The sequence below is a fragment of the Sphingopyxis sp. TUF1 genome, from assembly GCF_036687315.1.
In the GTDB taxonomy this organism is placed as follows: Bacteria; Pseudomonadota; Alphaproteobacteria; order Sphingomonadales; family Sphingomonadaceae; genus Sphingopyxis; species Sphingopyxis kveilinensis.
In genome coordinates this window covers 1,330,858-1,355,700 of record NZ_CP144683.1, presented here as the reverse complement: position 1 = coordinate 1,355,700, position 24,843 = coordinate 1,330,858, and the positions used below count along the sequence as shown (strand labels likewise).

General features: G+C 63.9%; 24 protein-coding genes and 1 riboswitch. Of the genes, 12 read left to right on the top strand and 12 right to left on the bottom strand.

Features of this window, described 5'->3' with window-relative positions:
* Positions 1–25: 25 nt before the first annotated feature.
* The 3 genes from VSX77_RS06460 to VSX77_RS06450 form a co-directional block, all read right to left on the bottom strand.
* Positions 26–1,558, bottom strand: a complete 1,533-nt coding sequence (locus tag VSX77_RS06460; RefSeq protein ID WP_338426830.1) for a reverse transcriptase domain-containing protein — start codon at positions 1,556–1,558, stop codon at positions 26–28.
* A gap of 240 nt (positions 1,559–1,798) precedes the next feature.
* Positions 1,799–3,691, bottom strand: coding sequence for a phosphomethylpyrimidine synthase ThiC (gene thiC / locus VSX77_RS06455; protein ID WP_338426829.1), 1,893 nt, complete (start codon positions 3,689–3,691; stop codon positions 1,799–1,801).
* A 52-nt stretch (positions 3,692–3,743) separates the two neighbouring features.
* Positions 3,744–3,855: riboswitch (TPP riboswitch) on the bottom strand.
* A gap of 76 nt (positions 3,856–3,931) precedes the next feature.
* The gene (locus tag VSX77_RS06450; RefSeq protein ID WP_338426828.1) at positions 3,932–4,948 is read right to left on the bottom strand and encodes a MipA/OmpV family protein; all 1,017 of its coding nucleotides are present in this window, start codon (positions 4,946–4,948) and stop codon (positions 3,932–3,934) included.
* Between the two features lie 182 nt (positions 4,949–5,130).
* Here VSX77_RS06450 and VSX77_RS06445 point away from each other — a divergent pair, with 182 nt between their 5' ends.
* Together VSX77_RS06445 and dxs are read left to right on the top strand one after the other, a co-directional pair.
* Positions 5,131–5,403 (top strand): hypothetical protein, encoded by a 273-nt coding sequence (locus tag VSX77_RS06445; protein WP_338426827.1) that lies wholly within the window; start codon positions 5,131–5,133, stop codon positions 5,401–5,403.
* A gap of 115 nt (positions 5,404–5,518) precedes the next feature.
* Positions 5,519–7,447, top strand: coding sequence for a 1-deoxy-D-xylulose-5-phosphate synthase (dxs, locus tag VSX77_RS06440; RefSeq protein ID WP_338426826.1), 1,929 nt, complete (start codon positions 5,519–5,521; stop codon positions 7,445–7,447).
* 260 nt (positions 7,448–7,707) lie between these two features.
* Here the strand turns inward: dxs and VSX77_RS06435 are convergent, their stop codons facing one another.
* From VSX77_RS06435 to purE, 8 genes are all read right to left on the bottom strand, one after another.
* Entirely contained in the window at positions 7,708–8,127 is a 420-nt protein-coding gene (locus tag VSX77_RS06435; protein ID WP_338426825.1) for a DUF3035 domain-containing protein, read from the bottom strand.
* Positions 8,128–8,152: 25 nt separating this feature from the next.
* On the bottom strand, positions 8,153–8,674 hold the full coding sequence (lspA, locus tag VSX77_RS06430) for a signal peptidase II (RefSeq protein WP_338426824.1): 522 nt from the start codon (positions 8,672–8,674) through the stop codon (positions 8,153–8,155).
* A complete protein-coding gene (gene ileS / locus VSX77_RS06425; RefSeq protein ID WP_338426823.1) occupies positions 8,671–11,652 on the bottom strand; it encodes an isoleucine--tRNA ligase in 2,982 nt (993 codons plus the stop codon). The genes lspA and ileS overlap by 4 nt, the downstream gene beginning before the upstream one ends.
* Before the next feature lie 209 nt (positions 11,653–11,861).
* Positions 11,862–12,788, bottom strand: a complete 927-nt coding sequence (locus VSX77_RS06420) for a bifunctional riboflavin kinase/FAD synthetase (RefSeq protein WP_338426822.1) — start codon at positions 12,786–12,788, stop codon at positions 11,862–11,864.
* Positions 12,789–12,906: 118 nt separating this feature from the next.
* Positions 12,907–14,088 carry a dipeptidase gene (locus VSX77_RS06415; RefSeq protein ID WP_338426821.1) on the bottom strand — a complete coding sequence of 394 codons (1,182 nt, stop codon included), beginning with the start codon at positions 14,086–14,088 and terminating at the stop codon, positions 12,907–12,909.
* A gap of 2 nt (positions 14,089–14,090) precedes the next feature.
* Positions 14,091–14,582, bottom strand: coding sequence for a dihydrofolate reductase (locus VSX77_RS06410; protein WP_338426820.1), 492 nt, complete (start codon positions 14,580–14,582; stop codon positions 14,091–14,093).
* Positions 14,579–15,664, bottom strand: a complete 1,086-nt coding sequence (locus tag VSX77_RS06405; protein WP_338426819.1) for a 5-(carboxyamino)imidazole ribonucleotide synthase — start codon at positions 15,662–15,664, stop codon at positions 14,579–14,581. The genes VSX77_RS06410 and VSX77_RS06405 overlap by 4 nt, the downstream gene beginning before the upstream one ends.
* 5 nt (positions 15,665–15,669) lie before the next feature.
* A complete protein-coding gene (gene purE / locus VSX77_RS06400) occupies positions 15,670–16,179 on the bottom strand; it encodes a 5-(carboxyamino)imidazole ribonucleotide mutase (protein WP_338426818.1) in 510 nt (169 codons plus the stop codon).
* A gap of 207 nt (positions 16,180–16,386) precedes the next feature.
* Here purE and VSX77_RS06395 point away from each other — a divergent pair, with 207 nt between their 5' ends.
* From VSX77_RS06395 to VSX77_RS06380, 4 genes are all read left to right on the top strand, one after another.
* The gene (locus tag VSX77_RS06395; protein WP_338426817.1) at positions 16,387–17,031 is read left to right on the top strand and encodes a GGDEF domain-containing protein; all 645 of its coding nucleotides are present in this window, start codon (positions 16,387–16,389) and stop codon (positions 17,029–17,031) included.
* Between the two features lie 52 nt (positions 17,032–17,083).
* Positions 17,084–17,413 (top strand): hypothetical protein, encoded by a 330-nt coding sequence (locus tag VSX77_RS06390; RefSeq protein WP_338426816.1) that lies wholly within the window; start codon positions 17,084–17,086, stop codon positions 17,411–17,413.
* A 45-nt stretch (positions 17,414–17,458) separates the two neighbouring features.
* Positions 17,459–18,013: a hypothetical protein gene (locus VSX77_RS06385; RefSeq protein ID WP_338426815.1), complete on the top strand. Its 555-nt coding sequence runs from the start codon at positions 17,459–17,461 to the stop codon at positions 18,011–18,013.
* 113 nt (positions 18,014–18,126) lie between these two features.
* Positions 18,127–18,582 carry a Dps family protein gene (locus VSX77_RS06380; protein ID WP_338426814.1) on the top strand — a complete coding sequence of 152 codons (456 nt, stop codon included), beginning with the start codon at positions 18,127–18,129 and terminating at the stop codon, positions 18,580–18,582.
* 295 nt (positions 18,583–18,877) lie between these two features.
* Here the strand turns inward: VSX77_RS06380 and VSX77_RS06375 are convergent, their stop codons facing one another.
* Positions 18,878–19,660 carry a cold-shock protein gene (locus tag VSX77_RS06375; RefSeq protein ID WP_338426813.1) on the bottom strand — a complete coding sequence of 261 codons (783 nt, stop codon included), beginning with the start codon at positions 19,658–19,660 and terminating at the stop codon, positions 18,878–18,880.
* Between the two features lie 262 nt (positions 19,661–19,922).
* Between VSX77_RS06375 and VSX77_RS06370 the strand changes: the two genes are divergently transcribed.
* The 6 genes from VSX77_RS06370 (at position 19,923) to VSX77_RS06345 (ending at position 24,843) form a co-directional block, all read left to right on the top strand.
* Positions 19,923–20,540: a ribonuclease D gene (locus VSX77_RS06370; RefSeq protein WP_338426812.1), complete on the top strand. Its 618-nt coding sequence runs from the start codon at positions 19,923–19,925 to the stop codon at positions 20,538–20,540.
* Positions 20,541–20,556: 16 nt separating this feature from the next.
* Positions 20,557–21,195 (top strand): LPS export ABC transporter periplasmic protein LptC, encoded by a 639-nt coding sequence (lptC, locus tag VSX77_RS06365; RefSeq protein ID WP_338426811.1) that lies wholly within the window; start codon positions 20,557–20,559, stop codon positions 21,193–21,195.
* Complete coding sequence (locus tag VSX77_RS06360) at positions 21,192–21,767, top strand: LptA/OstA family protein (protein WP_338426810.1); 576 nt, start codon at positions 21,192–21,194, stop codon at positions 21,765–21,767. Before lptC ends, VSX77_RS06360 begins: the two co-directional genes overlap by 4 nt.
* Positions 21,768–21,872: 105 nt before the next feature.
* Positions 21,873–22,022, top strand: a complete 150-nt coding sequence (locus VSX77_RS06355) for a hypothetical protein (RefSeq protein ID WP_338426809.1) — start codon at positions 21,873–21,875, stop codon at positions 22,020–22,022.
* Positions 22,023–22,257: 235 nt separating this feature from the next.
* Positions 22,258–24,072, top strand: coding sequence for an ABCB family ABC transporter ATP-binding protein/permease (locus VSX77_RS06350; RefSeq protein ID WP_338426808.1), 1,815 nt, complete (start codon positions 22,258–22,260; stop codon positions 24,070–24,072).
* 72 nt (positions 24,073–24,144) lie between these two features.
* Entirely contained in the window at positions 24,145–24,843 is a 699-nt protein-coding gene (locus VSX77_RS06345) for a hypothetical protein (RefSeq protein ID WP_338426807.1), read from the top strand.

Below are 24,843 nucleotides of genomic sequence, written 5' to 3'. Positions count from 1 at the left end.
TGGTATGTGTTGCCTAAGTTCAAACTCAACCTTTGTATTGGTATCCATACTTCGGTGGCTCAACGTCTTTAAGGCCAAAGGTCAAATAGTATTTCCGAGCTGCGCGCCAGCCTCGCACAAAGCTCGGCAACCTCACCTCGGGCTTTTGATCGCCTTTCCAAGCATCAAGATTGAGCCAATCCCCTCGTATCAGGCTTTCTGAGCTCGGTGTGAGACCAGCCAAATTATATTTATCATTTAGAATCGCGTTGCGCTTTCGCATGGCCCTCTCGATGACTCCCGCAAGCCATCCATCGAGATGCTTCAGTCGCTCTTTATCGTCAAGAAGAGCGTAAAAGCTCATCAAGCCTTTCATTTTTCTAAGTTTTTTGCCGCTTTTCATCATGGCGCCGATTTCGCCTTCATATAGCCCGCCGTATAAGTAGTTTCTAATTTCTGATATCAGTCCGAGTAGATCCCAATCGTAACGACCAGCGACCCCAACGCGATAGTGATTAAATCCGGCATTGGAAATGTAGTGCGTTAAATACACGGATACCATTTTCGATATCTTTGCTTTTATTCTTAATACGGTTTTGTCAGAAAGAATGAGGCCATTTTCAGTGAATCTGTATCCGAGATAGTCTATATGATCTACAGTCCTAATCTCTGCTTCTTTGTTAGCTAGAACAGCTATCCCGGGAGATTTTTTTCTGTTCATTTCAATGCCAGTGCGATGGCAATGTTCAAAGAAGCATCGTTCGATTTTTATCGCGTCTTCATATGACTCGCACAAAGCGGTGACATCATCTGCAAATCGCACGAACTTTCCCGGAAGCTTTTCGAGCGCTGTGTCGAGTGAGTGATTTGCAAGATTTGCTAAAATGAGAGAGATGGATGAGCCTTGAGGCGTCCCCCTCCATCGCGAGAGAAATTCGCCTTTCTCGTAGGCGCCTCGCTGAGCATACTTATGAAAAATAAACTCCCTGAGAACTTTCTTCTCTGAAGGGGTAAGCGAGAATAATTCTGGATTATCCAAAAGTCTCAATAGATATGTGCTGGGAATGGAATCAAAATAATTCTTAAAATCTATCTGGACAGAATATATCTTATCTGTATCCATGATAAATGATCTAAGATCTAGTATTGCATCAAATATATTCTTATCAGGATGGTATGCGAATGAGTGGGGAGAGAATCTTTTAATATTCCTCTCTCTTAGTCTTCTCATAAGTATGTTGGCTAGTGCCGTATCCGGAATCGAAAATGCCATCAGGCTTCTTTTCGTTCCATCTTCCTTGTCGATGAAAAAATTTAGGGCGGGCTGTGGTGCGTATTGCCCCGAAATTACCTTATGCCATATCGTCTTTGCTAAGAAATTTGCATTTCTCTTGCAGTATTTTGGGTCAAAATGCCGATTGACAGGTCCAAGGCCGCTGTCTGGAGGCAGGCCAGCCTCAATGCCGGTGCGCTTTTCAAAGCGTTCTCTATAGTCTTCTTCTGTATTTAGCCTAGATTTCTTCCGAGCAAAAACACGATCAGAAACGCGCTTTATTTCGGAGCGAATTGCATTCTGCATGAATCGGAGGGGGCCAAGAAGTAAAGGGTTTCCACGCACTCCATTTTAGAGTGGCGTTCCCGCAGAGTGCACCCAGTAAGAACTGTTCAACCCGCGAGTCTCGAAAAACCATCAGTTTCTGTTACGGTGGCCCCTCTCCTCGGCTACTACGCCTCTGCGAACAGAGAACCCGTAAATTTTCTGTAAGTCAAGAGCTCATTGCTTTGCCTAAAACCGGTAAAATGGTGAGCTCCAATCGACTCAATCCTGCTCCCGGTCACTCGCGCCCATATACAGCTCGCGCCCGGTTTCCTCATAAACCTCGCTCATTTTCGCCATGCCCATTTCGGCCTCTTCGGCGGCGATGAAGCCGGCGCTGTCCTGATTTTGCAGCTTCGCAAAATCGCGGACTTCCTGGCTGATCTTCATCGAGCAGAATTTGGGGCCGCACATGCTGCAGAAATGCGCCGACTTGGCGCCCTCGGCGGGGAGCGTCTGGTCGTGATATTGCTCCGCCGTGTCGGGGTCGAGCGACAGGTTGAACTGGTCGCGCCAGCGGAATTCGAAGCGCGCTTTCGATAGCGCGTCGTCGCGGACCTGTGCGGCGGGGTGGCCCTTGGCGAGGTCGGCGGCGTGGGCGGCCAGTTTATAGGTGACGACGCCGACCTTCACATCGTCGCGGTCGGGCAGGCCCAGATGCTCCTTGGGCGTGACGTAGCAAAGCATCGCGGTGCCGTACCAGCCGATCTGCGCGGCGCCGATGCCGCTGGTGATATGGTCGTACCCCGGCGCGATGTCGGTGGTGAGCGGCCCCAAGGTATAGAAGGGCGCCTCGCCGCACGCTTCGAGCTGCTTGTCCATATTCTCCTTGATCTTGTGCATCGGGACGTGGCCCGGCCCCTCGATCATCACCTGCACATCCTGGTCCCACGCGCGCTTGGTGAGCTCGCCCAGCGTGTAGAGCTCGGCGAACTGCGCCTCGTCGTTCGCGTCATAGATGCTGCCGGGGCGCAGGCCGTCGCCGAGGCTGTAGGCGACGTCATAGGCCTTCATAATCTCGGTAATCTCGTCGAAGCGTTCGTAGAGGAAGCTTTCCTTGTGATGCGCGAGGCACCATTTCGCCATGATGCTGCCGCCGCGCGAGACGATGCCGGTCATGCGCTTCGCCGCGAGGGGGACGTAGGGCAGGCGGACCCCGGCGTGGATGGTGAAATAGTCGACGCCCTGTTCGGCCTGTTCGATCAGCGTGTCGGCGAAGATTTCCCAAGTCAGATCCTCGGCGATGCCGCCGACTTTCTCCAGCGCCTGATAGATGGGGACGGTGCCGATCGGGACGGGCGAGTTGCGAATGATCCATTCGCGCGTGTCGTGGATGTTGCGGCCGGTCGACAGGTCCATGACGGTGTCGGCGCCCCAGCGGATCGACCAGACCATCTTGTCGACTTCGGATGCGACGTCGGATGCGACCGCGCTGTTGCCGATATTGGCGTTGATCTTGACGAGGAAGTTGCGGCCGATCGCCATCGGCTCGCTTTCGGGGTGGTTGATGTTGCTGGGGATGATCGCGCGGCCTCTTGCCACTTCATCACGAACAAATTCGGGGGTGACATAGTCGGGGATGCTGGCGCCCCAGCTTTCGCCGTCGCGGCGGTATTCGGCGAGGCGCGCGCGGCCGAGATTTTCGCGCTCGGCGACATATTCCATCTCGGGCGTGATGATGCCGCGGCGGGCATAGTGCATCTGGCTGACGTTCGCGCCGGGCTTGGCGCGGAGCACCTGGCGGCGGACATTGGGGAAGGCGGGGACGCCGCCCGAGCGATCCGGGCCGAGCTGGCCGTTATCTTCGGGGCGGACCTCGCGCTGGGTGACTTCCTCGACGTCGCCGCGGCCGCGGATCCAGTCGCGGCGGAGTTCGGGGAGGCCCTTGGCGATGTCAATGACCGCGTCGGGGTCGGTGTACGGCCCGCTGGTGTCGTAAACGCGCACCGGCGGCTCGCCCGACGAGGGTTCGAGCAGAATCTCGCGCATCGCGACGCGGATGCCGCTGCCGGTCTGCGCCGCGACGTGGATCTTGCGGCTGCCACGAATGGGTCCGGTGGTGACGCCGATGGGCTGGGCTAGCGCTTTGTCGAGGCGGCTGTCGATGTCGGCCATGTCTGTTCGCTCCATAGGTTCGGAGCGAGAACGGATTTCCCCCATTTGGCTTGGGCGGAACGCCGACCCTCCCTCCGCCGGTATTACCCGGATCAGGTTCAACGGGTCGCGGTCTATTCCGCTCTCAACCTGCGTTTGCGCGGCAGGCTCCCCGGGGATGCGCGCACTCTAGCGCCCGCGGCCGTAAAGTCACCCGCCAAATTGATGCCGCGGCCGCAGGTCATACCAGGCCGAAAGGCGTCAGAACTGGTACGCCAGCCCGCCGCCGAACAGCCACTGATCGGCGTCGCCGAGGTCGGCGACGATCGGCGAGCGGGCGTAATCTTTGCCAAGGCGGCCATATTGCGCGCCGCCGAGCAGGACGAGGCCTTTGCGCAGATCGCCCGACAGCGCATAGGCGCCGGCGAGCCCCAGCGTATATTTGCCCGCGGTCGCCTTTCGCCCCGCGCCGTCATAGACGGGCAGGCCGCTCGCCGCGCTGCCCGCGGGGTCGATGTCGTAATAATAACGGCCGAAACCCTTGCCATAGAAATTGACCGACGCCGACACGCCGACATAGGCGCGCTTCGACAGCGGCGTGCCGTAATCGATCGTCGGCGAGGCGGCCCAGCTGCCGTGGCGGCCCGACACATCCTTGAGCGCGGAGAAGCGGAAAGAAATCTGGTCATAGGCGCTGGTGATGACGCCGGTGTGCGTTACGCCCACGAAAAGCCCCGTTTCGACCGCCAGCTTGCGCTTGCCGAGCGCTGCAACCTGCGGGTCGTCGATCTTGCCCGTCCGGTCGCTGCGCAGGCTGATGATCGGGCCGAATTTGAAATCGGTTTTCTGCCCGCGCCGCTGGCGGATCAGGTCGACCTGGAAATTGGTGCCTCGCGTCGAGAAGGAATAGCCGCTGACCCGCCCGCGCACGTAAAAGGCGGGAAGAAGGCGGCGGTCGTCGTCGCCATTATATTTCGACGTGCTGAGCACCCCTGCGGCGACCGCGATATAGTCGCGCGACCAGGTGCGTTCGGGATTGTCGTCGTCCTCGCGCGCCGCGGGCAGCAATATGTCTTCGTCGATGTCGCTATTCTGATAATAGCGCGGCGCCTCGGGCTGGTCCGCGACAGGCGAAACGAGGATTTCGGCGGAGGGATCGCGGGGCGGCGGTGCATCCTCGGCCGCCGCAGGCGCGGCGAAAAGCAGCGCCGCGCAGAGAATCAGCGGGTGTGCGCAGCGGGCAATGCGGGCGGGGCGCAGCGGGCGGGGCATGGACATGCGTCGGTCATTCCTATGATCTTGCCCCTCTTTCCAACGGTGTAGGTAAAGCGCGGGCTATTGCAACGACTTCGTCTTGCGGCGATGCGATTTTGCTTTCATGCGTCTTTTATGCACCGCACCATCACGACCGCTGTCCTATTCCCCGCGAGGCCTGTTGGTTCCCTGCCCAGGATGGGCGCATGAGCCGGGTCCCGCGCCTGATCGGCTATGCGCTGATGGCGGCGGCGGCGCTTCTCGCGCTCGCGATGCGGCGCGGGGCGATCGGGAGCGTCGGGCCGTTTCCTGTTGCCGCAATCGCGCTGCTGGTCGGGATGATCGGGGTGATGCTGGTGTTCACCGACCTGATGGTGCGCGGGCTCTACGCGCAGGTCGATGCGGCGAAAGAGCGTGGCGAGGAGGAGGATGGAGCGGGTGACATACCGCGTCGCCCCCGCGAAGGCGGGGGCCGCTGACCGCCTTGCCCGCCCGTGTTGTGTAAACCGATGGCGGCCCCCGCCTGCGCGGGGGCGACGATATGCTTAATCCTTTTCGTTCGACAGTATCGGCGGTTACCAGTATGACCGCCTGATGACCGACCGTCCGCATACGCCGCTGCTCGACACGGTGGATGTCCCCGCCGACCTCCGCAAGCTGAAGCCCGAAGACCTTCGCCAGTTCGCCGACGAGCTGCGCGCCGAGATGATTTCCGCCGTCGGGACGACGGGCGGGCACCTGGGCAGCGGGCTGGGCGTCGTCGAACTGACGACCGCGCTGCACTATGTCTTCGACACCCCGCGCGACAAGATTGTGTGGGACGTCGGCCACCAATGTTATCCGCACAAGATCATCACCGGGCGCCGCGACCGCATCCGCACGCTTCGCCAAGGCGGCGGGCTGTCGGGGTTCACCAAGCGCAGCGAGAGCGAATATGACCCGTTCGGCGCGGCGCATTCGTCGACCTCGATCAGCGCGGCGCTGGGGTTTGCGATCGCCAACAAGCTGAAGGATCAGCCGGGCCGCGCGATCGCGGTGATCGGCGACGGGTCGATGTCGGCGGGCATGGCCTATGAGGCGATGAACAATGCGAAGCAGGCGGGCAACCGGCTGATCGTCATCCTGAACGACAATGACATGTCGATCGCGCCGCCGGTCGGCGGGCTGTCAGCGTATCTGGCGAAGCTGGTGTCGTCGCGGCCGTTTATCGAGCTGCGCGAAATCGCGCGGCGCTTTGCGCGCAAATTGCCCGAACCGCTGCACAAGGCGGCGAAAAAGACCGACGAATATGCGCGCGGCATGGCGATGGGCGGGACGCTGTTCGAAGAGCTCGGCTTTTATTATGTCGGGCCGATCGACGGGCATAATCTCGACCATCTGATCCCGATCCTCGAAAATGTCCGCGACAGCGAACATGGCCCGGTGCTGATCCATGCGGTGACCAAGAAGGGCAAGGGCTATGCCCCCGCCGAGGCCGCCGCCGACAAATATCATGGCGTCCAGAAATTCGACGTCATCACCGGCGAGCAGGCGAAGGCGCCGCCGGGGCCGCCCGCGTACCAGAATGTGTTCGGCGAAACGCTGGCGAAGCTCGCCGATACCGACCCGCGCATCGTCGCAATCACCGCGGCGATGCCGTCGGGGACGGGGGTCGACAAATTCGCCAAGGCGCATCCGACGCGCAGCTTCGACGTCGGCATCGCCGAGCAACATGCGGTGACCTTTGCCGCGGGATTGGCGGCGCAGGGGATGCGGCCGTTCGCGGCGATCTATTCGACCTTCCTCCAGCGCGCCTACGATCAGGTCGTGCATGACGTCGCGATCCAGAATTTGCCGGTGCGTTTCGCGATCGATCGCGCGGGGCTGGTCGGTGCCGACGGATCGACGCATGCGGGATCGTTCGACGTTACCTATCTCGCGACGCTGCCCAACATGGTGGTGATGGCCGCCGCCGACGAGGCCGAGCTGGTCCATATGACCTACACCGCCGCCGAATATGACGATGGCCCGATCGCCTTCCGCTATCCGCGCGGCAACGGCACCGGCGTCGCGCTGCCCGCGGTTCCCGAAAAGCTGGAGATCGGCAAGGGGCGCGTCGTGCGGAGCGGCAAGACCGTCGCGATCTTTTCGCTCGGCACGCGCCTCGCCGAGGCGCTGAAGGCCGCCGACACGCTGGAAGCACGCGGCCTTTCGACGAGCGTGATCGACCTGCGCTTCGCCAAGCCGCTCGACGAGGAATTGATCCGCAAGACGCTCGCGAGCCATGAAGTGTGCGTGACGGTCGAGGAAGGCAGCATCGGCGGGCTGGGCGCGCATGTGCTGACGCTGGCAAGCGACGAGGGGCTGATCGACGCGGGGCTGAAGCTGCGCACGCTGCGCCTGCCCGATGTGTTTCAGGACCAGGACAAACCCGAACTGCAATATGACGAAGCGGGGCTCAACGCGCCGCAGATCGTCGATTGCGTGCTGAAGGCGCTGCGCCACAACAGCGCGGGGGTCGAGGAAGCGGGCGCGCGGGCTTGAGCTGCTGCGCGGAGCAGAAGCGATACGCGGCGGCGAAATACCGGTTGAAGCCCGGTTTCGACCAAACGCCGTCTTTGCCGCCCTCCTAATCCGTTCGCATCGAGCGAAGTCGAGATGCCCCTCGGCCCAGGCTTAGCGTCGATGGGTGTCTCGACTTCGCTCGACACGAACGGAAAGAGGTTGCGGCCGGCATCCCGCCCGAAACCGTCAGTGGTCTTCGGGACGTTCAATCCATGTCACGATGCGACAGGGTGGAGCGTTTACGCGCCCGGAATCGATGCCTGCGCGTCGCGGCCGTCGCCTTCGGGGGCGGCGAGGATGTCGCGGACGACGAGGCCCTTGTCGACGACCTGTGTCGCGGGGCTGCCGACCTGGCTGCGGATGCCGGGGTCGGCGCGCGCGCCGTCGGCGCTGCCGATGATCTGCGTTTCGCCGGGGCTGCGTGCCGAGGGGCCGCCGAAGAGCGCCCGCAGCGTCTGTTCGGCGGTCGATTCGCCGCCGGGGCGCGCGGTGCCGGGCGCGGGCGGGGTGAGCGCGAAATCGGGCGGCACGACGAGCGGCGCCTGACGCGACACCATCATCTCGTCGGGACGGTCGCGGCTGAACAGGCTGTTCGACCCGCAGGCCGACAGGGTGGTGGCAATAATCGAGGCAGCCAGGATGGCGGTGGTCCGGTTCACTAAAATATTCTCCTATGCGCCCCGTTTACTCGGTGGACGGCTTGGCGTCCGCGTGGCCCGCCTTTTCGCCCAAGAGCAGCGCGCGCGCAACCAGCAAAAGCACGCCGAGCGTGATGCACGCATCGGCGACGTTGAAGATCATGAAGGGGCGGAAATCGCCGATGTGCAGGTCGGCGAAATCGACGACATAGCCGAAACGCACGCGATCGACGATATTGCCGAGCGCACCGCCGAGGATCATCGCAAGCGCGATCACGTCGCCCTTCGCCTGTTCGCGCGTCATCCAGAAGGCGACCGCGGCGGCGACGATCCCCGTCACCGCGACGAGCGTCCAGCGCGTCGTGTCGGTGCAGCTCGCGAACATCGACAGCGAGATGCCGCAGTTTTCGGCCCAGCGCAGGTCGAAAAAGCTGGTCAGTTCGATGACCCCCTTGGATTCGAGCGACAGCGGGACGGTGATGACCCATTTTGTCAGCTGGTCGAGAAGGAAGGCGACCGCGGCGAAAATCAGGCCGAAGCGCAGATAGGGGGAACGGGCGCTGCTCATCCCGCCCCCAATACCGTCTCGCACCGATTGCACAAGGCGCCGTCGTTGGTGACTTCGGGCAGATGGCGCCAGCAGCGGCCGCATTTGTGGTTTTCGGTGCGCTTCACGTCCCACTCGCCGGTGTGGATGGTCGATGTGATGAAGATTTCTTCAAAATCGACGTCGCCACCTTCGTTCGGTAGCCAGACTTCGGCTTCAAGGCTGGAGCGGATGACTTTTTCGCGGCGCAGCGGTTCGATGCGTTCGGTAACGAGGGCGCGAGTGTTGCGGATCAGCGCCCACTTTTCGACCAATTCCGTGTTCCCGCGAAGGCGGGAACCCAGGGTGGGATCAGCCGACGCGCGCACTGGATTCCCACTTTCGCGGGAATGCATCAGCTGGTCGAGGTCAGGCCATTCCAGCAGATGCACGCTGCCCGCATCGGGATAGCGCGTGCCCCAAACCTCTTCGCTGGTGAACACCAGCACCGGCGCCGCATAGCGGACGAGCGCGTGGAACAGCGTGTCGAGCACGCTGCGATAGGCGCGGCGGGTGTCGGTGCCGAGCGGAGCGGCGGGGCCGAGGTCGCAGTAGAGGACGTCCTTGCGGATGTCGAAATAGAAGGCCGACAGATCCTCGTTGCAGAAATCGGCGAGCAGGCGCGTGTAGCTGTTATAGTCGAAATCATCGACCGCGCGCGCCAGCTTCGCATCGAGATCGGCGAGCAGGCTCAGCATATAGCGTTCGAGTTCGGGCATCGCCGCGACGTCGGTGATGCGCTCCTCCTCCGAAAACCCGTCGAGCGCGCCGAGCAGGTAGCGGAAGGTGTTCCTGAGCTTGCGATACTGGTCGGCGACCCCGGCGAGGATTTCCTTGCCGATGCGGTGATCCTCGGTGAAATCGACCGACAGCGCCCACAGCCGCAGGATGTCGGCACCATAGTCGCGCATCAGGTCGATCGGGCTGATCGTGTTGCCGAGCGATTTCGACATTTTGAGGCCCTTGGCGTCCATCGTGAAGCCGTGCGTCAGCACCGCCTTGTACGGCGCCTGCCCGCGCGTGCCGCAGCTTTCGAGCAGCGACGACTGAAACCAGCCGCGATGCTGGTCGCTGCCCTCCAGATAGAGGTCGGCGCTGTGGGTGCCGCCGTCGTGGCGGACGAGCGCGGGCCATTTGCCGCTTTCGAGCACGAAGGCGTGGGTGCAGCCCGAATCGAACCAGACGTCGAGAATGTCGGTGATGCGTTCGTAATCGGCGGCGTTGTAGGCGTCGCCAAGATACTCCTGCGCGCGTGCGTCGCACCATGCATCGACGCCGCCCTCGCGCACCGCATTGACGATGCGGTCGTTGACGAGTGGGTCGTTGAGATATTGCCCGGTCTTGCGGTCGACGAAGAGCGTGATCGGCACGCCCCACGCGCGCTGGCGTGACAGCACCCAGTCGGGACGGTCCTTGACCATCGATCCGATGCGGTTGCGGCCCTTTTCGGGGACGAAGCGGGTGCGGTCGATCGCGTGCATCGCGGCCTGCCGCAAGGTCGGCGCGTCGCAGAGGCCTTCCTCGGCGGGGTTGATCGCGCCGCCTTCGCTTTCCCAGCGCTGCTCGCGCGGCGCCTTGGGCTCGATATGCGTCATCACCTTGTCCATCGGCACGAACCATTGCGGGGTGCAGCGATAGATGACCTTCGCCTTCGAGCGCCAGCTGTGCGGATAGCTGTGCTTATAGTCGGCCGACGCCGCGAGCAGCCCGCCGGCTTCGCGCAGGCCGGTGCAGATCGGGCCGTCAGGGGCGTTGAACTTGGGGTTGATGACGCTGCCTTGGCCGCCGAGCCAGCTCCAGTCTTCGCGATATTTACCGTCGCCCTCGACCGCGAACACGGGGTCGAGCCCGTTCGCCTTGCAGAGGTCAAAATCATCCTCGCCATGGTCGGGCGACATATGGACGAGCCCGGTGCCGCTGTCGGTCGTGACGAAATCGCCCGCGAGGAAGGGGCGCGGGCGCGCGAAGAAGCCGCCGAGCGCGTGCATCGGGTGGCGGGCTTCCGCGTCCTCCAGTAGTAGCCCGTAGAACCACTGCTCGTCTGCTTTGATCCAAGAAAGCGAATGCTCTGGTTCCACGCCGGTTGTTTTTGCCACGCGCTGGATGAATGCAGGAACGAGCTTGGTCGCCATCACGTACCGATGGTCGCCTAGGTTCAGAACTGAGTACGCCTCATCCCAGTTGAAGGCCAGTGCTTGGTTGACAGGGATCGTCCAAGGGGTCGTTGTCCAGATTACTGCATAAGCGCCGACCAATTCGGGAGCGTTCGGTGCCTTTGTAATCTCAAACGCCACATCAATCTGAGTCGAGACGATGTCCTCATATTCGATCTCGGCTTCGGCGAGCGCGGTCTTTTCGACCGGCGACCACATCACCGGCTTGGCGCCGCGATAGAGCATGTCGTTGGCGGCGAATTTGAGCAGTTCGCGGACGATGGTGGCCTCGGCCTCATAATCCATCGTGAGGTAGGGATGGTCCCAGTCGCCGCCGATGCCGAGGCGCTTGAGTTGCTCGCGCTGTGTGTCGACCCAATGCTGCGCATAGGCGCGGCATTCGGCGCGGAATTCCTCGACCGGAACCTCGTCCTTGTTGAGCTTTTTCTTGCGATACTGCTCCTCGACCTTCCACTCGATCGGCAGACCGTGGCAGTCCCAGCCGGGAACGTAGGGCGCATCCTTGCCCTTCAGCGTTTGCGTGCGGACGACCATGTCCTTCAGGATATGGTTGAGCGCGTGCCCGATGTGCATGTCGCCATTGGCGTAGGGCGGGCCGTCGTGGAGGATGAACTGGTCGCGGCCCCTGCGGCTGGCGCGAATCTGCCCCTCCAGATTGCCCTCGATCCATTTGGCGAGAATCAGCGGCTCCTTCTGCGGCAGGCCGGCCTTCATCGGAAAGTCGGTCTTGGGCAGGAAGACGGTGTCGCGATAGTCGCGTTGCTCGGTGGAGGGCGTGTCGGTCATGGTGCGCGGCGCTTAGCGCAGTTTTGTGCGGGAGCAAACCTCTGTCCCTCTCCCTTCAAGGGAGAGGGTTGCGCAGACTTGCGAACTTGTTCGCTAGTCGAAGCTGGGTGAGGGGGTGTGACCTGTCGATAGCGCGCCGCCCTTCACCCGCTGCGACTAAGCCAGCAAGCTGGCAAGTCTGGCTGCCCTCTCCCTAAATGGGAGAGGGGTTAGAAGTCGGCGAGCAGCGCCTTCGCTTTGTCGCAGTCCGCCGCGATTTGCGCCATCAGCGCGTCCATGCCGTCATATTTGGCCTCGGGCCGGATGAAGGCGTGGAAGGCGACGTCGATTTCCTGTCCGTAGAGATCCTCGGCGAAGTCGAAGAAATGCGGTTCGAGCAATTCCTTGGGCGGATCGAAGCTCGGGCGGATGCCGAGGTTCGCGGCGCCCTTGAGGATGCGGCCGTCGGGCAGCTTGCCGGTGACGGCATAGATGCCGTAACGCGGACGGAGGTAATTGCCCATGTCGATATTCGCGGTCGGAAAGCCCAAGAGGCGGCCGTTCTTGTCGCCGTGCTGGACCACTCCGCGAACGGTGAAGGGGCGGGTGAGCAGGCGCGCGGCGGTGGCGCAGTCGCCGGCTTGCAAGGCTTCGCGGATGCGGCTCGACGAGATCACCGCGTCATCCTCGACCGGCGCGACCATTTCGGTGAAGAAGCCGAGGCGGCGGGCATGGTCGGCGAGGGTGACGACATTGCCGCCGCGCCCCTTGCCGAACACGAAATCGGCGCCGGTGACGACCCCGGCGGCGCCGTAGCGGTCGAGCAAAAGCCCGGTGATGAAATCCTCGGCGGTGGTGCCCGCGAGCGCGGCGTCGAACGGCAGGACGAGCATCGCGTCGGCGCCCGCCGCGGCGAACAGTTCCTGCCGCTGGTCGAGCGTCGTCAGGCGGAAGGGGGCGACGTCGGGTTTGAAGAAACGCACCGGATGCGGATCGAAGGTCGCGACGATCGCCGGGCGTCCCTCGTCCTTCGCATGGCGAACCGCGCGGCCGACGACCGCCTGATGCCCGGCGTGGAACCCGTCGAAATTGCCGAGCGCGATGACGCCGCCGCGGAGGGGCGCCTCGATGCGGGCGTGGCCGTCGAGGCGGATCATCGACCTGCCTCAACGGGTTCGCCCTGAGCTTGTCGAGGGGCCGTTCTTTCTTTCCGGCGCCGCGAGAAGAAGGATGGTGCTTCGACAAGCTCAGCACGAACGGAAATAGGAGACATGGTCATGGCGCCGGCGGGGTCAGCGGAACGAGCCCCGCTTTCAACACGCGCACCGCATTGCCGCCCATCACGGCGCGGATTTCGTCGTCGCTGAACCCGGCGTCGATCAGCGCCTGCGTCACCTGCGCCAGCTGCGCCGTGTCGAAGCGCACCGTGGTGGCGCCGTCATAATCGCTGCCGAGCGCGACATGGTCGATGCCGACGAGATCGCGGACATGCTTCATCGCGCGGGCGATACTGGCGGGCGAGGTGTCGCACACCGCGGCGTCCCAATAGCCGATACCGATCAGCCCGCCGGTCGCAGCCAGCCCACGGATCTGTTCGTCGCTGAGGTTGCGGTTGACCCGACACGTCGCCTGCACGCCGCCGTGGCTCGAGACGACGGGCCGCCGCGCCATTTTGAGGATGTCGGCGACGCAGGCGGCCGAGCAATGGGCGATGTCGACGACCATGCCCTTTGCCTCCATCGCCGTGACGACCTGGCGCCCGAGCGGGGTTAGCCCGCCCTTTTTGAGCCCGTGCATCGACCCGGCGAGTTCATTGTCGAAGAAATGGGTGAGCCCGGCCATGCGGAAGCCCGCGGCGTAGAGCTTGTCGAGGTTCGCGATGTCGCCTTCGAGATTGTGCAGTCCTTCGACGCTGAGCATCGCGCCGGTGGCGCGCGGCGTGCCGCGCCGCGCGGCGAGCAGGGCCTCGAGGTCGGCGGCAGTCGCGACGGGTTTCAGCGTGCCGTTCGATGCCGCGACGGCGCGGTGGAGCTTTTCGGCGTGCCAGAGCGAGCGTTCGAGCAGCGAGTTCCAGGTGCGTACCGGCTGAAGCTGTGCGATCACCAGGCTGGTGATATTGTCGGTGTCGCTGGCGTTCGCGTCGTAATTCTGGTCCTTGGGCGACTTGGTGGTGCTCGCGAGGATTTGCAGCGCGACATTGCCGTCTTCGAGCCGCGGCAGGTCCATATGGCCGCGGGTCGCGCGATCGAGGATGCTGCGTTTCCACAGCAGGGTGTCGCTGTGCAGATCGACGATCGTCAGCGTCCGGTGCAGCGCCTTGGCGCGCGCCGAAACCTGTGGCAGCGGCTTGCCGTCGATGCGGTTGAGGTCGCGTTCGACGAACCCCGGCGCGAGCGCGAAAAAGGCGGCCGCGGCGAGCGCGATGAGGATCAAGAGGGCAATCAACCAGCGGCGCATCGCTATCTCCTTGTCAGCGTCACGAAGCTGTAGGCGGGGCGCCCTGCGTCGTCGGCGGGATGATCCTCGCGCGCTATCTGGCGCCAGAGCGCTGGATCGGGATAGTCGATCACCGCATCGCCCGTGGGCTCGATCGCGACTTCGGTGAGCTCGATCCGGTCGGCCATAGGCAGGAACAGGCGATAGATTTCGGCGCCGCCGATCACCATCACGTGCGGCGCATTGGCGAGCTTCAGCGCGTCCTCGACGCTTGAGACGGGTTCGGCGCCCTCGTCCTGCCAGTCGGCATCGCGGGTGAGGACGATGTGGCGGCGGCCTTCGAGTACCGCGGGGAAGCTGTCGAACGTCTTGCGCCCCATGATCATCGGGCGGCCCATGGTGAGCTGTTTGAAGCGGCGGAGGTCGGCGGGCAGGTGCCAGGGCATTTTGCCGTGCGCGCCGATCACGCCATTGGCGGCGCGCGCGAGGATCAGCGTGATTTCGGGATGGTTCATGCCGTTGTATGTCCCGCCTCAACGCCGACCCACGTGACATGGCCGAGCTTGCGGCCGTCGCGCACCGCCGCCTTGCCATAATGATGGACGTGCGCGGCGTCGTCGGCGAGCAGCGTCGCCACGCTGGCGATGTCGGCGCCGATCAGGTTGCGCATCGTAACGGGAAGCGGCCCGCAAGCCGTGCTGCCGAGCGGCAGGCCGGCGACCGCGCGGATATGGTTTTCGAACTGGCTCGTCACGGCGCCTTCAATCGTCCAGTGGCCGCTGTTGTGGACGCGCGGCGCCATTTCGTTGAACACCGGACCGTCGTCGGTGGCGAAGAACTCGCCGGTGAGCACGCCGACATAGTCGAGCTCGGCGGCGATCGCCGCCATCAGCGCGCGCGCTTCGTCCTGTTGACCCAGCACATCGCGCGGCGGCGGCAGGCTGGAGCTGGCGAGAATGCCGTTCGCATGGACATTGACGGGGCTGTCCCAGAAGCGCACTTCGCCGTCGATTCCGCGCACGAGGATTACCGAAAATTCGTGCGCGAAGGTCACGAAGCCTTCGAGCACCGCGGCGTGACGGTCGATCGCATCCCATGCGGCGTCGGCGTCGGCGGGCGTCATGATGCGCGCCTGCCCCTTGCCATCATAGCCCATGCGCACGGTCTTGAGGATGGCGGGCGCGCCAACCTCGGCCAGCGCCGCATCGAGTGCGGCGCGATCGGGCACCGCCGCGAACGGCGCCGGACGACCGCCGAGTTCGGCGACGAAATATTTTTCGGTGAGGCGGTCCTGCGCAACCTTCAGCGCGGGCGCGCCGGGACGCACCGCGACATGCCCCGACAGGTAGCGCACCGTGTCGACCGGGACATTTTCGAATTCGAAGGTGACGACGTCGCACGCGGCGGCAAAGGCGGCGAGGCGCGGTTCGTCGTCCCACGCCGCCTGCGTGTGGTGCGCGGCGACGTCGGCAGCGACGCTTTCGGCGTCGGGGGCGTAGATGTGGGTGCGGTAGCCGAGCTGCGCCGCGGCAACCGCCAGCATCCGGCCGAGCTGGCCGCCGCCCAAAATGCCGATCGTCGAACCGGGAGCCAGCAAGCGCGTCAGCCTTCGCGAACGGGTGCGGGCGCGACGCTGTTCGTCTGCGTCTCGCGCCACGCCGTGAGTTTTTCGGCGAGGCCTACATCCTCGTTCGCGAGCAGTGCCGCGGCGAACAGGCCGGCGTTGGTTGCCCCCGCTTTGCCGATCGCAAAGGTCGCGACGGGAACGCCGCCGGGCATCTGGACGATCGAATAGAGGCTGTCGACGCCGCTCAGCGCCGCCGACTGGACGGGGACGCCGAGCACCGGCACGCGCGTCATCGCCGCGACCATGCCGGGCAGGTGCGCGGCGCCGCCGGCGCCGGCGATGATCGCCTTCAAACCCCGGTCGGCGGCGCTTTTGGCATAAGCCACGAGGCGGTCGGGCGTGCGGTGCGCCGAGACGATCTGAACCTCGTGCGCGATGCCGAATTCGTCGAGGATCTGAACCGCATGGGCCATGGTCGGCCAGTCCGACTGGCTGCCCATGATGACGCCCACGCTCACCTCGGCCTGCGGCGCGCTGTCGCCCATCCCGATCCCTCCTTGTGCGGGCGGCCGGTCCATCGGTGAATCGCCGCCGCCCTCCCCCTAGCGGCAAGGCCGCGCGCGGGCAACGCCGCCAATTTCGCAACGCCTGCCACGGCGTTTACCGATTGGTATCAAGTCGCGGCTAGTGTCTTGCGCATCATAGCCGTCGGCATCCCGCCGGTGGATGTCAGGACGCGCCGGGGACTAGGCATGGATAGCGTAGGGGGGGCACGGATCGCGGTAGACCAGTTTGCCGCCGTTTCCGTTGACTCCATCGAAGATCAGCTGCGGGAAATACGCCGCGAACGCGACGCGCTGCGCCGCGAAAATCGCGTGTTGAAGATCGCCGTCGCCGAACTCGAGCGCGTGTCCGAACGCGACACGCTGACTCCGCTGTTCAATCGCCGTTATTTCCTGACCGCGATTCATCACCGCATGGCGCGCTTCGAGCGGCATGCCGAGCGCGCCGCGGTCGTGTTCATCGACGTCAACCAGCTCAAATATATCAACGATAATTTCGGCCATGCCGCGGGCGATTTCGCGCTGATGGAGGTTGCCAAGCGGCTGTCTTCGTCGATTCGCGCCACTGACGTCGCCGCACGCATCGGCGGCGACGAATTTGGGCTGATCCTCGATCAGTCGAGCGAAGAGGGCGCGCGTGCGCAGGTCGAGCGATTGTGCGGCGTGCTGACCGCGGCGCCCGCGCAATATGACGGCAACGACATCGCTTTGTCCGCCTGTTTCGGCGTGGCGATGTTGCAAACGGGCATGAACGAATCGGATATATTGGCCGCCGCCGACCGCGACATGTACAAGTGCAAGCAGAAGCAGGGCGTCCCCCTCGGGCACCGCTAACGCCGCGTTAACCAAAAGCGCGCATCGTCAGTCCCCAAGCAGGGGATGGACGATGCAGACCCAGACCGACCCATATCTCGACATCCAGGACCGGATCACGGGCCAGATCGGCGCGCTGGCGGCCGCTTTGCCGCATTGTGCGCTTACCCACATCGTGCAGGGGATCGACGACATACGCTGCCTCGCGCGCGACCATGGCTTTGCCGCGGTCGAGACGCTGGCGAGCCGGCTTGAGTCGGCGGTGGCGGGGGGCGGTTATCGTGCGGCGATCCTGACCTATCTCGACGCGATGAGCGACGCGGTGCAGGCGCCGCGCGGGCCAATGCCGGCGGCGATGCACGAAGCCTGGCTCGCGTCGGTCGCGACGCGGCTCGGTCATTGACGCACGCGGACTGACGCCGCACAGCCTGTCGTCATGGACGCAATCATGTTCGCGCTGGTGGCGGTGCTGCTCGCCAATGCCGACGGGCGCAGCGGGATCGCGCTGGCGCGGCTGATCGCCGTGCGCGCCGACCGGCGCGTCACCGTCGGTATCATGTTCGGCGCTTTCCTCATCAACGCGCTTGTCGCCGCATTCGCAGGGTCGGTCGCCAACCGGATGATCGGGCCGGGAATTGCCGCGCTGTTCGTCGCGCTGGCGCTGCTGTCGGCGGCGGTCGCGATCCTGTGGCGGTCGAAGGCCGAGCCGGCCGAGGGGCTGGCCGATGCGTCGGCGGCGGAACTCGGCGTGCAGCTGCTGGCTAACCAGTTTGGGGACCGCAGCCATTTCCTGATCGGCGCGCTCGCGGCGACGAGCGGCGCAGGGCAATGGGCCGCGGCGGGCGGGCTGGTGGGCTGGACGCTGGCGATGCTGCCTTTCCTTGCTTTCGGTCCTGCGCTCGCCGAGCAGCGCGCGGCACTGCTGCTCCGCTGGGTGGCCGCGGCAATCCTTGTCCTATGGGGCATCCGCACCGCGCTTGGGGCGTTCGGACTGATCGGATGAAATAATGACGCGATCAGCTTTCATCGTTTTTGCCGATGAAACTTAGCCAAAGCTTCGATGGGAAAAGGACGTCCGCCGTTGTTATATAGGCGGCGTAACGAAAGGATTTGCCTATGTCCGACAAAAATACGCCCGCGGTTGCCGATGCGCTCAACGCGCTGCTTGCCGACAGCTTTGCGCTCTATCTCAAGACCAAGAATTATCATTGGCACGTTCAGGGGTCGCGCTTTCGCGAACTGCACTTGCTGTTCGACGAACAGGCGGCGCAGATTTTCGCGACAACCGACCTGATCGCCGAACGCGTGCGCAAGAACGGCGCCGCGACGCTGCGGTCGATCGGCGACATCGGCCGCCGCACGTCGATCCGCGACGATGATGCGGGCGGCGTCGAGGCCGATACGATGATCCGCAACCTGGCCGAGGACAACAAGCTGCTGCTCGCGCAGCTCAAGGAGGTCAAGGCGGCTGCCGAAGCCGATGGCGATATTGCGACAAGCGGGCTGGTCGACGGCTGGGCCGACGAGACGCAGCAACGCATCTGGTTTCTGGAAGCGACGCTGGGGTATTGAGCTGAGGGTGCCTTCCGTCTGCGGGAGGGGCGGCTTTGGAGTGGTAATCGGCCGCTAAATCCTCCCTGCCGCGAAGCGGTGGGGAGGGGGACCGCGCCCGAAGGGCGTGGTGGAGGGGCGGCGACGTTTGCGCCAAAGCCCCTCCGTCAGCGCTTCGCGCTGCCACCTCCCCATGGCCTTCGGCCACAGGGAGGATATTATGCCCCTAATCGGCCGAAACCGGGCATTTACCACACCAAACAAATAAAAAGGGCGACCCCAAGGCCGCCCTTTCCATGTCCGGTCGTGCCGCCGATCAGTCCTGATGCGGCTGGATATTCACCGCGGCGAATTTCCCGCGGTCATCGACTTCGATGTCGAAGGCGACGCGGTCGCCTTCTTCGAGGCCGGTCATGCCCGCGCGCTGCACCGCGCTGATGTGGACGAAGGCGTCGGCCTGTCCGTCATCGCGCGCGATGAAGCCGAAGCCCTTGGTCGTGTTGAAGAATTTGACGGTGCCCGAGGTGCGTTCACCGGTCAGCTGGCGCCGTCCGCGCGCGCCGCCGGGACGGTCGCCGCCCGCGCGGTCGTCGCGACGCGGGGCGAATTCCTCGACCGGCATCGGTTCGCCCTCGATCTTGAGGTCGATCGCCGACACCTTGCCGTTGCGTTCGACAAGCGTGAAGCCGAGCGGCTGGCCCGACGCCAGGCCCTGAAGCCCCGCCTGTTCGACCGCGCTGATGTGGACGAAGACATCTTCGCCGCCATCGTCGCGCGCGACGAAGCCGAAACCCTTGGACGGATTGAAGAATTTCACCGTGCCCTGGCCCTCGCCGACGACCTGCGCCGGCATCCCGCCGCCGCGTCCGCCGCCGAAACCGCCACCGCCGCCACGATCGCCGCCGCCGAAGCCGCCGCGGTCGCCAAATCCGCCGCCGCCGCCACCGCCGAAGCCGCCGCGATCACGATCGCCGAAACCGCCACGGCCGCCGCCGTAGGAGTCGCCGCCGTAGGGGGCCGGTTCGAAGCTGTCGAAATTGCCGAAATCATCGCGCTTGCCGCGTCCGCGATGGCCACGGCGATCCTTGTTGAAACTCATTGCTTAGTAGTCGCTTTCGGTCGTCCATACCCCATTCAACCGGCTCCTTGCGTCGGACGGGGACGCAGATCGCCACGGGCACAGACTCGCCCCATGCCACCTAAGGACGCAAGATATAGCCTAATTATCCACAGGCTGCGAACAGAAAATTGCAGTGGCGTCGTCGCGAATATCATTCGAATTGCCGCAGCCCGTCGCGCGCCCGCCAAGCGAGCGAAAACCAGTCATTGAGCGGCGCGTCCGCTTGGCCTAAGGCGGCGGGATGAGCGTATATTTCCACGAAGAAGACTTGCCCGAAGGCGTGCTTGGCGCCGGCGCGGTCGCGATCGATACCGAAACCATGGGGCTCAATCCGCTGCGCGACCGGCTGTGCCTCGTCCAGATCAGCGACGGGATGGGCGACGAGCATCTGGTGCGGTTCAAGCCCGGCAGCGCCTATGATGCGCCGGTGCTGAAGGCGATTCTGACCGATCCGGGCCGATTGAAACTGTTCCATTTCGCGCGCTTCGACATCGCCGCGTTGCAGCAGGCGCTGGGCGTCGTGACCGCGCCGGTTTATTGCACCAAGATCGCATCGAAGCTGATCCGCACCTACACCGACCGCCATGGGCTGAAAGAACTGGTGCGCGAGCTTCTGGGGCAGGAAGTGTCGAAGCAGCAGCAGTCGAGCGACTGGGGCGCCGCCGAACTCAGCGAGGCGCAGCGCGACTATGCCGCGAGCGACGTGCGCTTCCTGCACGCGATGAAGGAAGTCCTCGACGCGCGGCTGGCGCGCGAGGGGCGCACGGCGCTGGCGCAGGCCTGTTTCGATTTCCTGCCGACGCGCGCGGCGCTCGACCTTGCCGGGTGGCCCGAGGTCGATATTTTCGCGCACAGCTGAGGGTCGATTCGCAAGCATGTCCGAACGCGCCGACCTTGACCGCACGATGCGCCAGATGTGGGCGCGAAGCGGGTCGAGCCACGACCGGCTGGTACGCATCCTGCGTTACGGCCTGCCGCTGGTGATCGGCGTCGTCGCGGCGGTGCTGGTCTTTTCGCCCTTCACCCAGCGCGCCGAAATCAGCTTCCTGCTTGCCAAGGACAAGGTCGATATGGCGAGCGAGCGGATGAAGGTGACGCGCGCGGAGTATCGCGGGCAAGATGGCAAGGGGCAGCCCTTTGCCTTGCTCGCGGGCAGCGCGGTGCAGAAAAGCTCGGCCGAACCGATCGTGCGGATGACCGACCTATCGGGGGCGATCCGCCTGTCCGATGGCCCGGCGACGATCGTCGCGCGCGACAGTGCCTATAATATGGAAACCGAAAAGGTTGCGGTGCCCGGATTGGTGCAGGTGCGCAGCGCGAACGGATACCGGCTCGACGCCAGCAATGTCGCGGTCGATCTGAAGACGCGCACCCTCACCGGAACGGGCGGGGTGAATGGCGCATTGAACATCGGGCAATTTTCGGCCAACGCGCTGTCCGCCGACCTCGACAAGCGGATCGTCCGGCTGGAGGGCAATGCCCGGCTGCGAATCAACCAGGGAGCGATCAGATGAACCGGCTTTGGACGCGAAAGAGCCTGGCGCTTGCGGGCACGGGCTTTGTGCTGACGAGCCTGGCAATCCTGTCGGCGGGCGGCGGCGACCGCGCGGCGGCGCAGGCGCTCGCCAATCACAACAGCAATGCGCCCGTCGATTTCGCCGCGGGCAGCATCGAGGTGCAGGACCGCGCCGACCGCGTCGTACTGGCGGGCGGGGTCAGGGTGACGCAAGCGGGGCTGGTCGTAACCGCGCCGCGGATGACGGTGGCCTATACGCGCGCGGGCGGCACCGACGTCAACCGGCTCGACGCAACGGGCGGCGTTACGGTGGTGAAGGGCGACGAATCGGCGCGCGGCAATGTCGCCATCTATGACCTCGACCGGCGGCTGATCACGATGGTGGGCAATGTCGAACTGCGCCAGCGCGGCAACAATCTGCGCGGCGGGCGGCTGGTGATCGATCTGAACAGCGGCCGCGCGACGGTCGACGGCCGCGGCGCAACGCGCGGACCCGACGGCAATCCGGTCGAGGGCGGTACCGGCGGGCGCGTCACCGGCACCTTCACCGTACCGGAAAGAAAGCAGTAACCAGCCTTCTTCACCGATCTGCAACCACGCGCCTTCACCTTCGGCGCGGACCAGATTCACCTGCGGTGCCGGGGGGCGACACTGCCAGATCGAAGGCAAGCCCCCATGCGCTTCTCCTCCCTCGTTCCGCCGCGCCGCCCGCTCTTCGGCCGCCGCCAGCAACCGCCCGAAGCCATCGTGCCGACGCCGACATCGGAAGAACGCCGCCTGATCGACCGCATCATCCGCCATATGGGGCAACGCGCGGGGCGGTAGAGAAGAATTTTCTCACGCAAAGGCGCGAAGGCGCAAAGCGTCTTCCCACTCCGTTCGTGCTGAGCTTGTCGAAGCACCGTTCTTTTGCCACGCCGAAAGTAAAAACGGCCCTTCGACAAGCTCAGGGCGAACGGGATTTTGGGTTCTGTGTGCCTTTGGGTGAGAAAGGCCCGATCTTCGAAGCTCGCTAGCTGAAGCTTGGCGTTCGACGCCAGCCCCCCTACATGGGGCGCGCATGCCTCCCGACACCGCCACCTCCGCCGATGCCGGCCGCGAGCCGCCCGTCCTCGCCACGCTGCGGCGCTTCCTGCCGTATCTGTGGCCCGCAGGGCAGCGGCAGGCGAAGGCGCGGATCATCTTCGCGGGGCTTATCGTGCTCGCGTCGAAGGGCGTGCAGCTGTCGATGGGTTTCCTCTATGGCGCCGCGATCGACCGCATGGTGCCGGGGATGGAAGCGGGCGTGGCGCTCGCGATCGGATTGGTGCTCGCCTATGCCGGGGCGCGCTTTGCCGGGGTGCTGTTCGACAATTTGCGCAACGTCGTGTTCGAGCGCGTGGGGCAGGATGCGACGCGCGAGCTGGCGATCGCGACCTTCAGCCACCTTCACGCGCTGAGCCTGCGCTTCCACCTCGCGCGGCGGACGGGCGAGGTCACCAAGGTGATCGAACGCGGAACCAAGAGCATCGACACGATGCTCTATTTCCTGTTGTTCAACATCGCGCCGACGGTGATCGAGCTCGCCGCGGTGCTGATCATCTTCTGGACGAAGTTCAGCTTCGGCCTGGCGAGCGCGACCGCGTTGATGGTCGTCGTCTATATCATCTTCACGCGCAAGGTGACTGACTGGCGCAACGCGCTGCGCACGCGGATGAACGACCTCGACACGCTGACGATCGGGCGCAGCGTCGACAGCCTGCTGAATTACGAGACGGTCAAATATTTCGGCGCCGAGGGACGCGAGGAAGCGCGCTACCGCGACGTCGCCGACCAATATGCGCGCGCCGCGGTGAAGAGCGAGAACAGCCTGGCGTGGCTGAACATCGGGCAGAGCCTGATCACCAACGCCGCGCTCGCGGGGGCGATGGCGTACACCGTGTGGGGCTGGTCGGTCGGCGAATATAAGGTCGGCGACGTGGTGCTGGTGAACACCTTGCTCGCGCAGCTGTTCCGCCCGCTCGACATGCTCGGCATGGTATATCGCGTAATTCGCCAGGGGCTGATCGATATGGAAGCGATGTTCCGCCTGATCGACACGCCGCCCGAGATTTCGGATGCGCCGGGCGCGGCGCCGCTGGCGGTGAACGGCGGCGCGGTGACGTTCGAAAATGTGGTCTTCGGTTACGAGCCCGACCGCACGATCCTGAATGGCGTGAGCTTTGCGGTCGGCGCGGGCGAGACGCTGGCGATCGTCGGACCGTCGGGCGCGGGCAAGTCGACGATCGCGCGGCTGCTGTTCCGCTTTTACGATCCGCAGGGCGGGCGCATCCTGATCGACGGGCAGGACATATCGCAGGTGACGCAGCAAAGCCTGCGCGCGAGCATCGGCATCGTCCCGCAGGACACGGTGCTGTTCAACGATTCGATCGGTTACAATATCGCCTATGGCCGCGAAGGCGCGGGCGCCGAGGAAATTGCGGCGGCGGCCGAGGGCGCGGCGATCGACGGCTTTATCGCCTTGCTGCCGCAGGGCTATGACACCGAGGTCGGCGAGCGCGGGCTGAAACTGTCGGGCGGCGAGAAGCAGCGCGTCGCGATTGCGCGGACCTTGCTCAAAAACCCGCCGGTGCTGATCCTCGACGAAGCGACGAGCGCGCTCGACAGCCGCACCGAAGCCGCGATCCAGGATACGCTCGAAAGAATCGCGGCGCGCCGCACGACGCTCGTGATCGCGCACCGCCTGTCGACGGTGACGAACGCCGACCGCATCATAGTGCTCGACAAGGGCCGCGTCGCCGAAACGGGGACGCACGATGAACTGCTGCGGATGCGCGGGCTCTATGCCGACATGTGGGCGCGGCAGCAGGCGGAGAAGGAGGAGGGGACGGTTTGAGCGGTGCTCATTGGCACCGATAAGGCGCAAATTCATTCTTGTGAATTATATGGACGTGATAAGGAGAGCGCCATGAGTGACGCGGCATATGGCATTGGAGCATATTCACTGGCGGAAGCTGGTAAACTTCTCGGTGTGCCGTCGACTTCCATCCGCCGTTGGCTCTTTGGTTATTCATATGATCATCACGGTCCAAGGGTGCGACAGCAGCCGCTGTGGACGCCTCAATATGGGCTTGATCAGGACGAACCACTGCTTGGTTTTCGAGACTTGATCGAAGCCCGGATGGTTGGAAAGCTGCGCAATATAGGCTTCGGCCTGCCCACCATCCGCTTATGCTTGTCGACCGCTGCCGAAATAGCCAAAGATAGCCATCCGTTCTCAAGCGCTCGTTTCCGAACAGATGGTCAGCGCTTATTTCTTGAGCGATTGGATGACGATGGTTCACACGATGTCATTGATCTTAAAAGTCGCCAACACGCCTTTCCAAAGATAATCGAGCGCTCCTTTCTCGATCTCGATTTTGACGAGGAGAAGGCGACGCGTTGGTTCCCCTTCGAAAAGAGCAGGCAGGTCGTCGCCGATCCAGAGCGTTCCTTTGGTCAGCCGATCACGGACGCCGGAGGGGTGCCAACGATTAGGCTGGCCCAAGCTTACCAAGCAGAGGGTCGGTCGGTAGATAAGGTCGCCCGCATTTTCGAACTGGCAACTTCGGTGGTTCGTGATGCTCTCGCCTTTGAACGGCAGATTGGACGGCTTGCACCGGCGTGA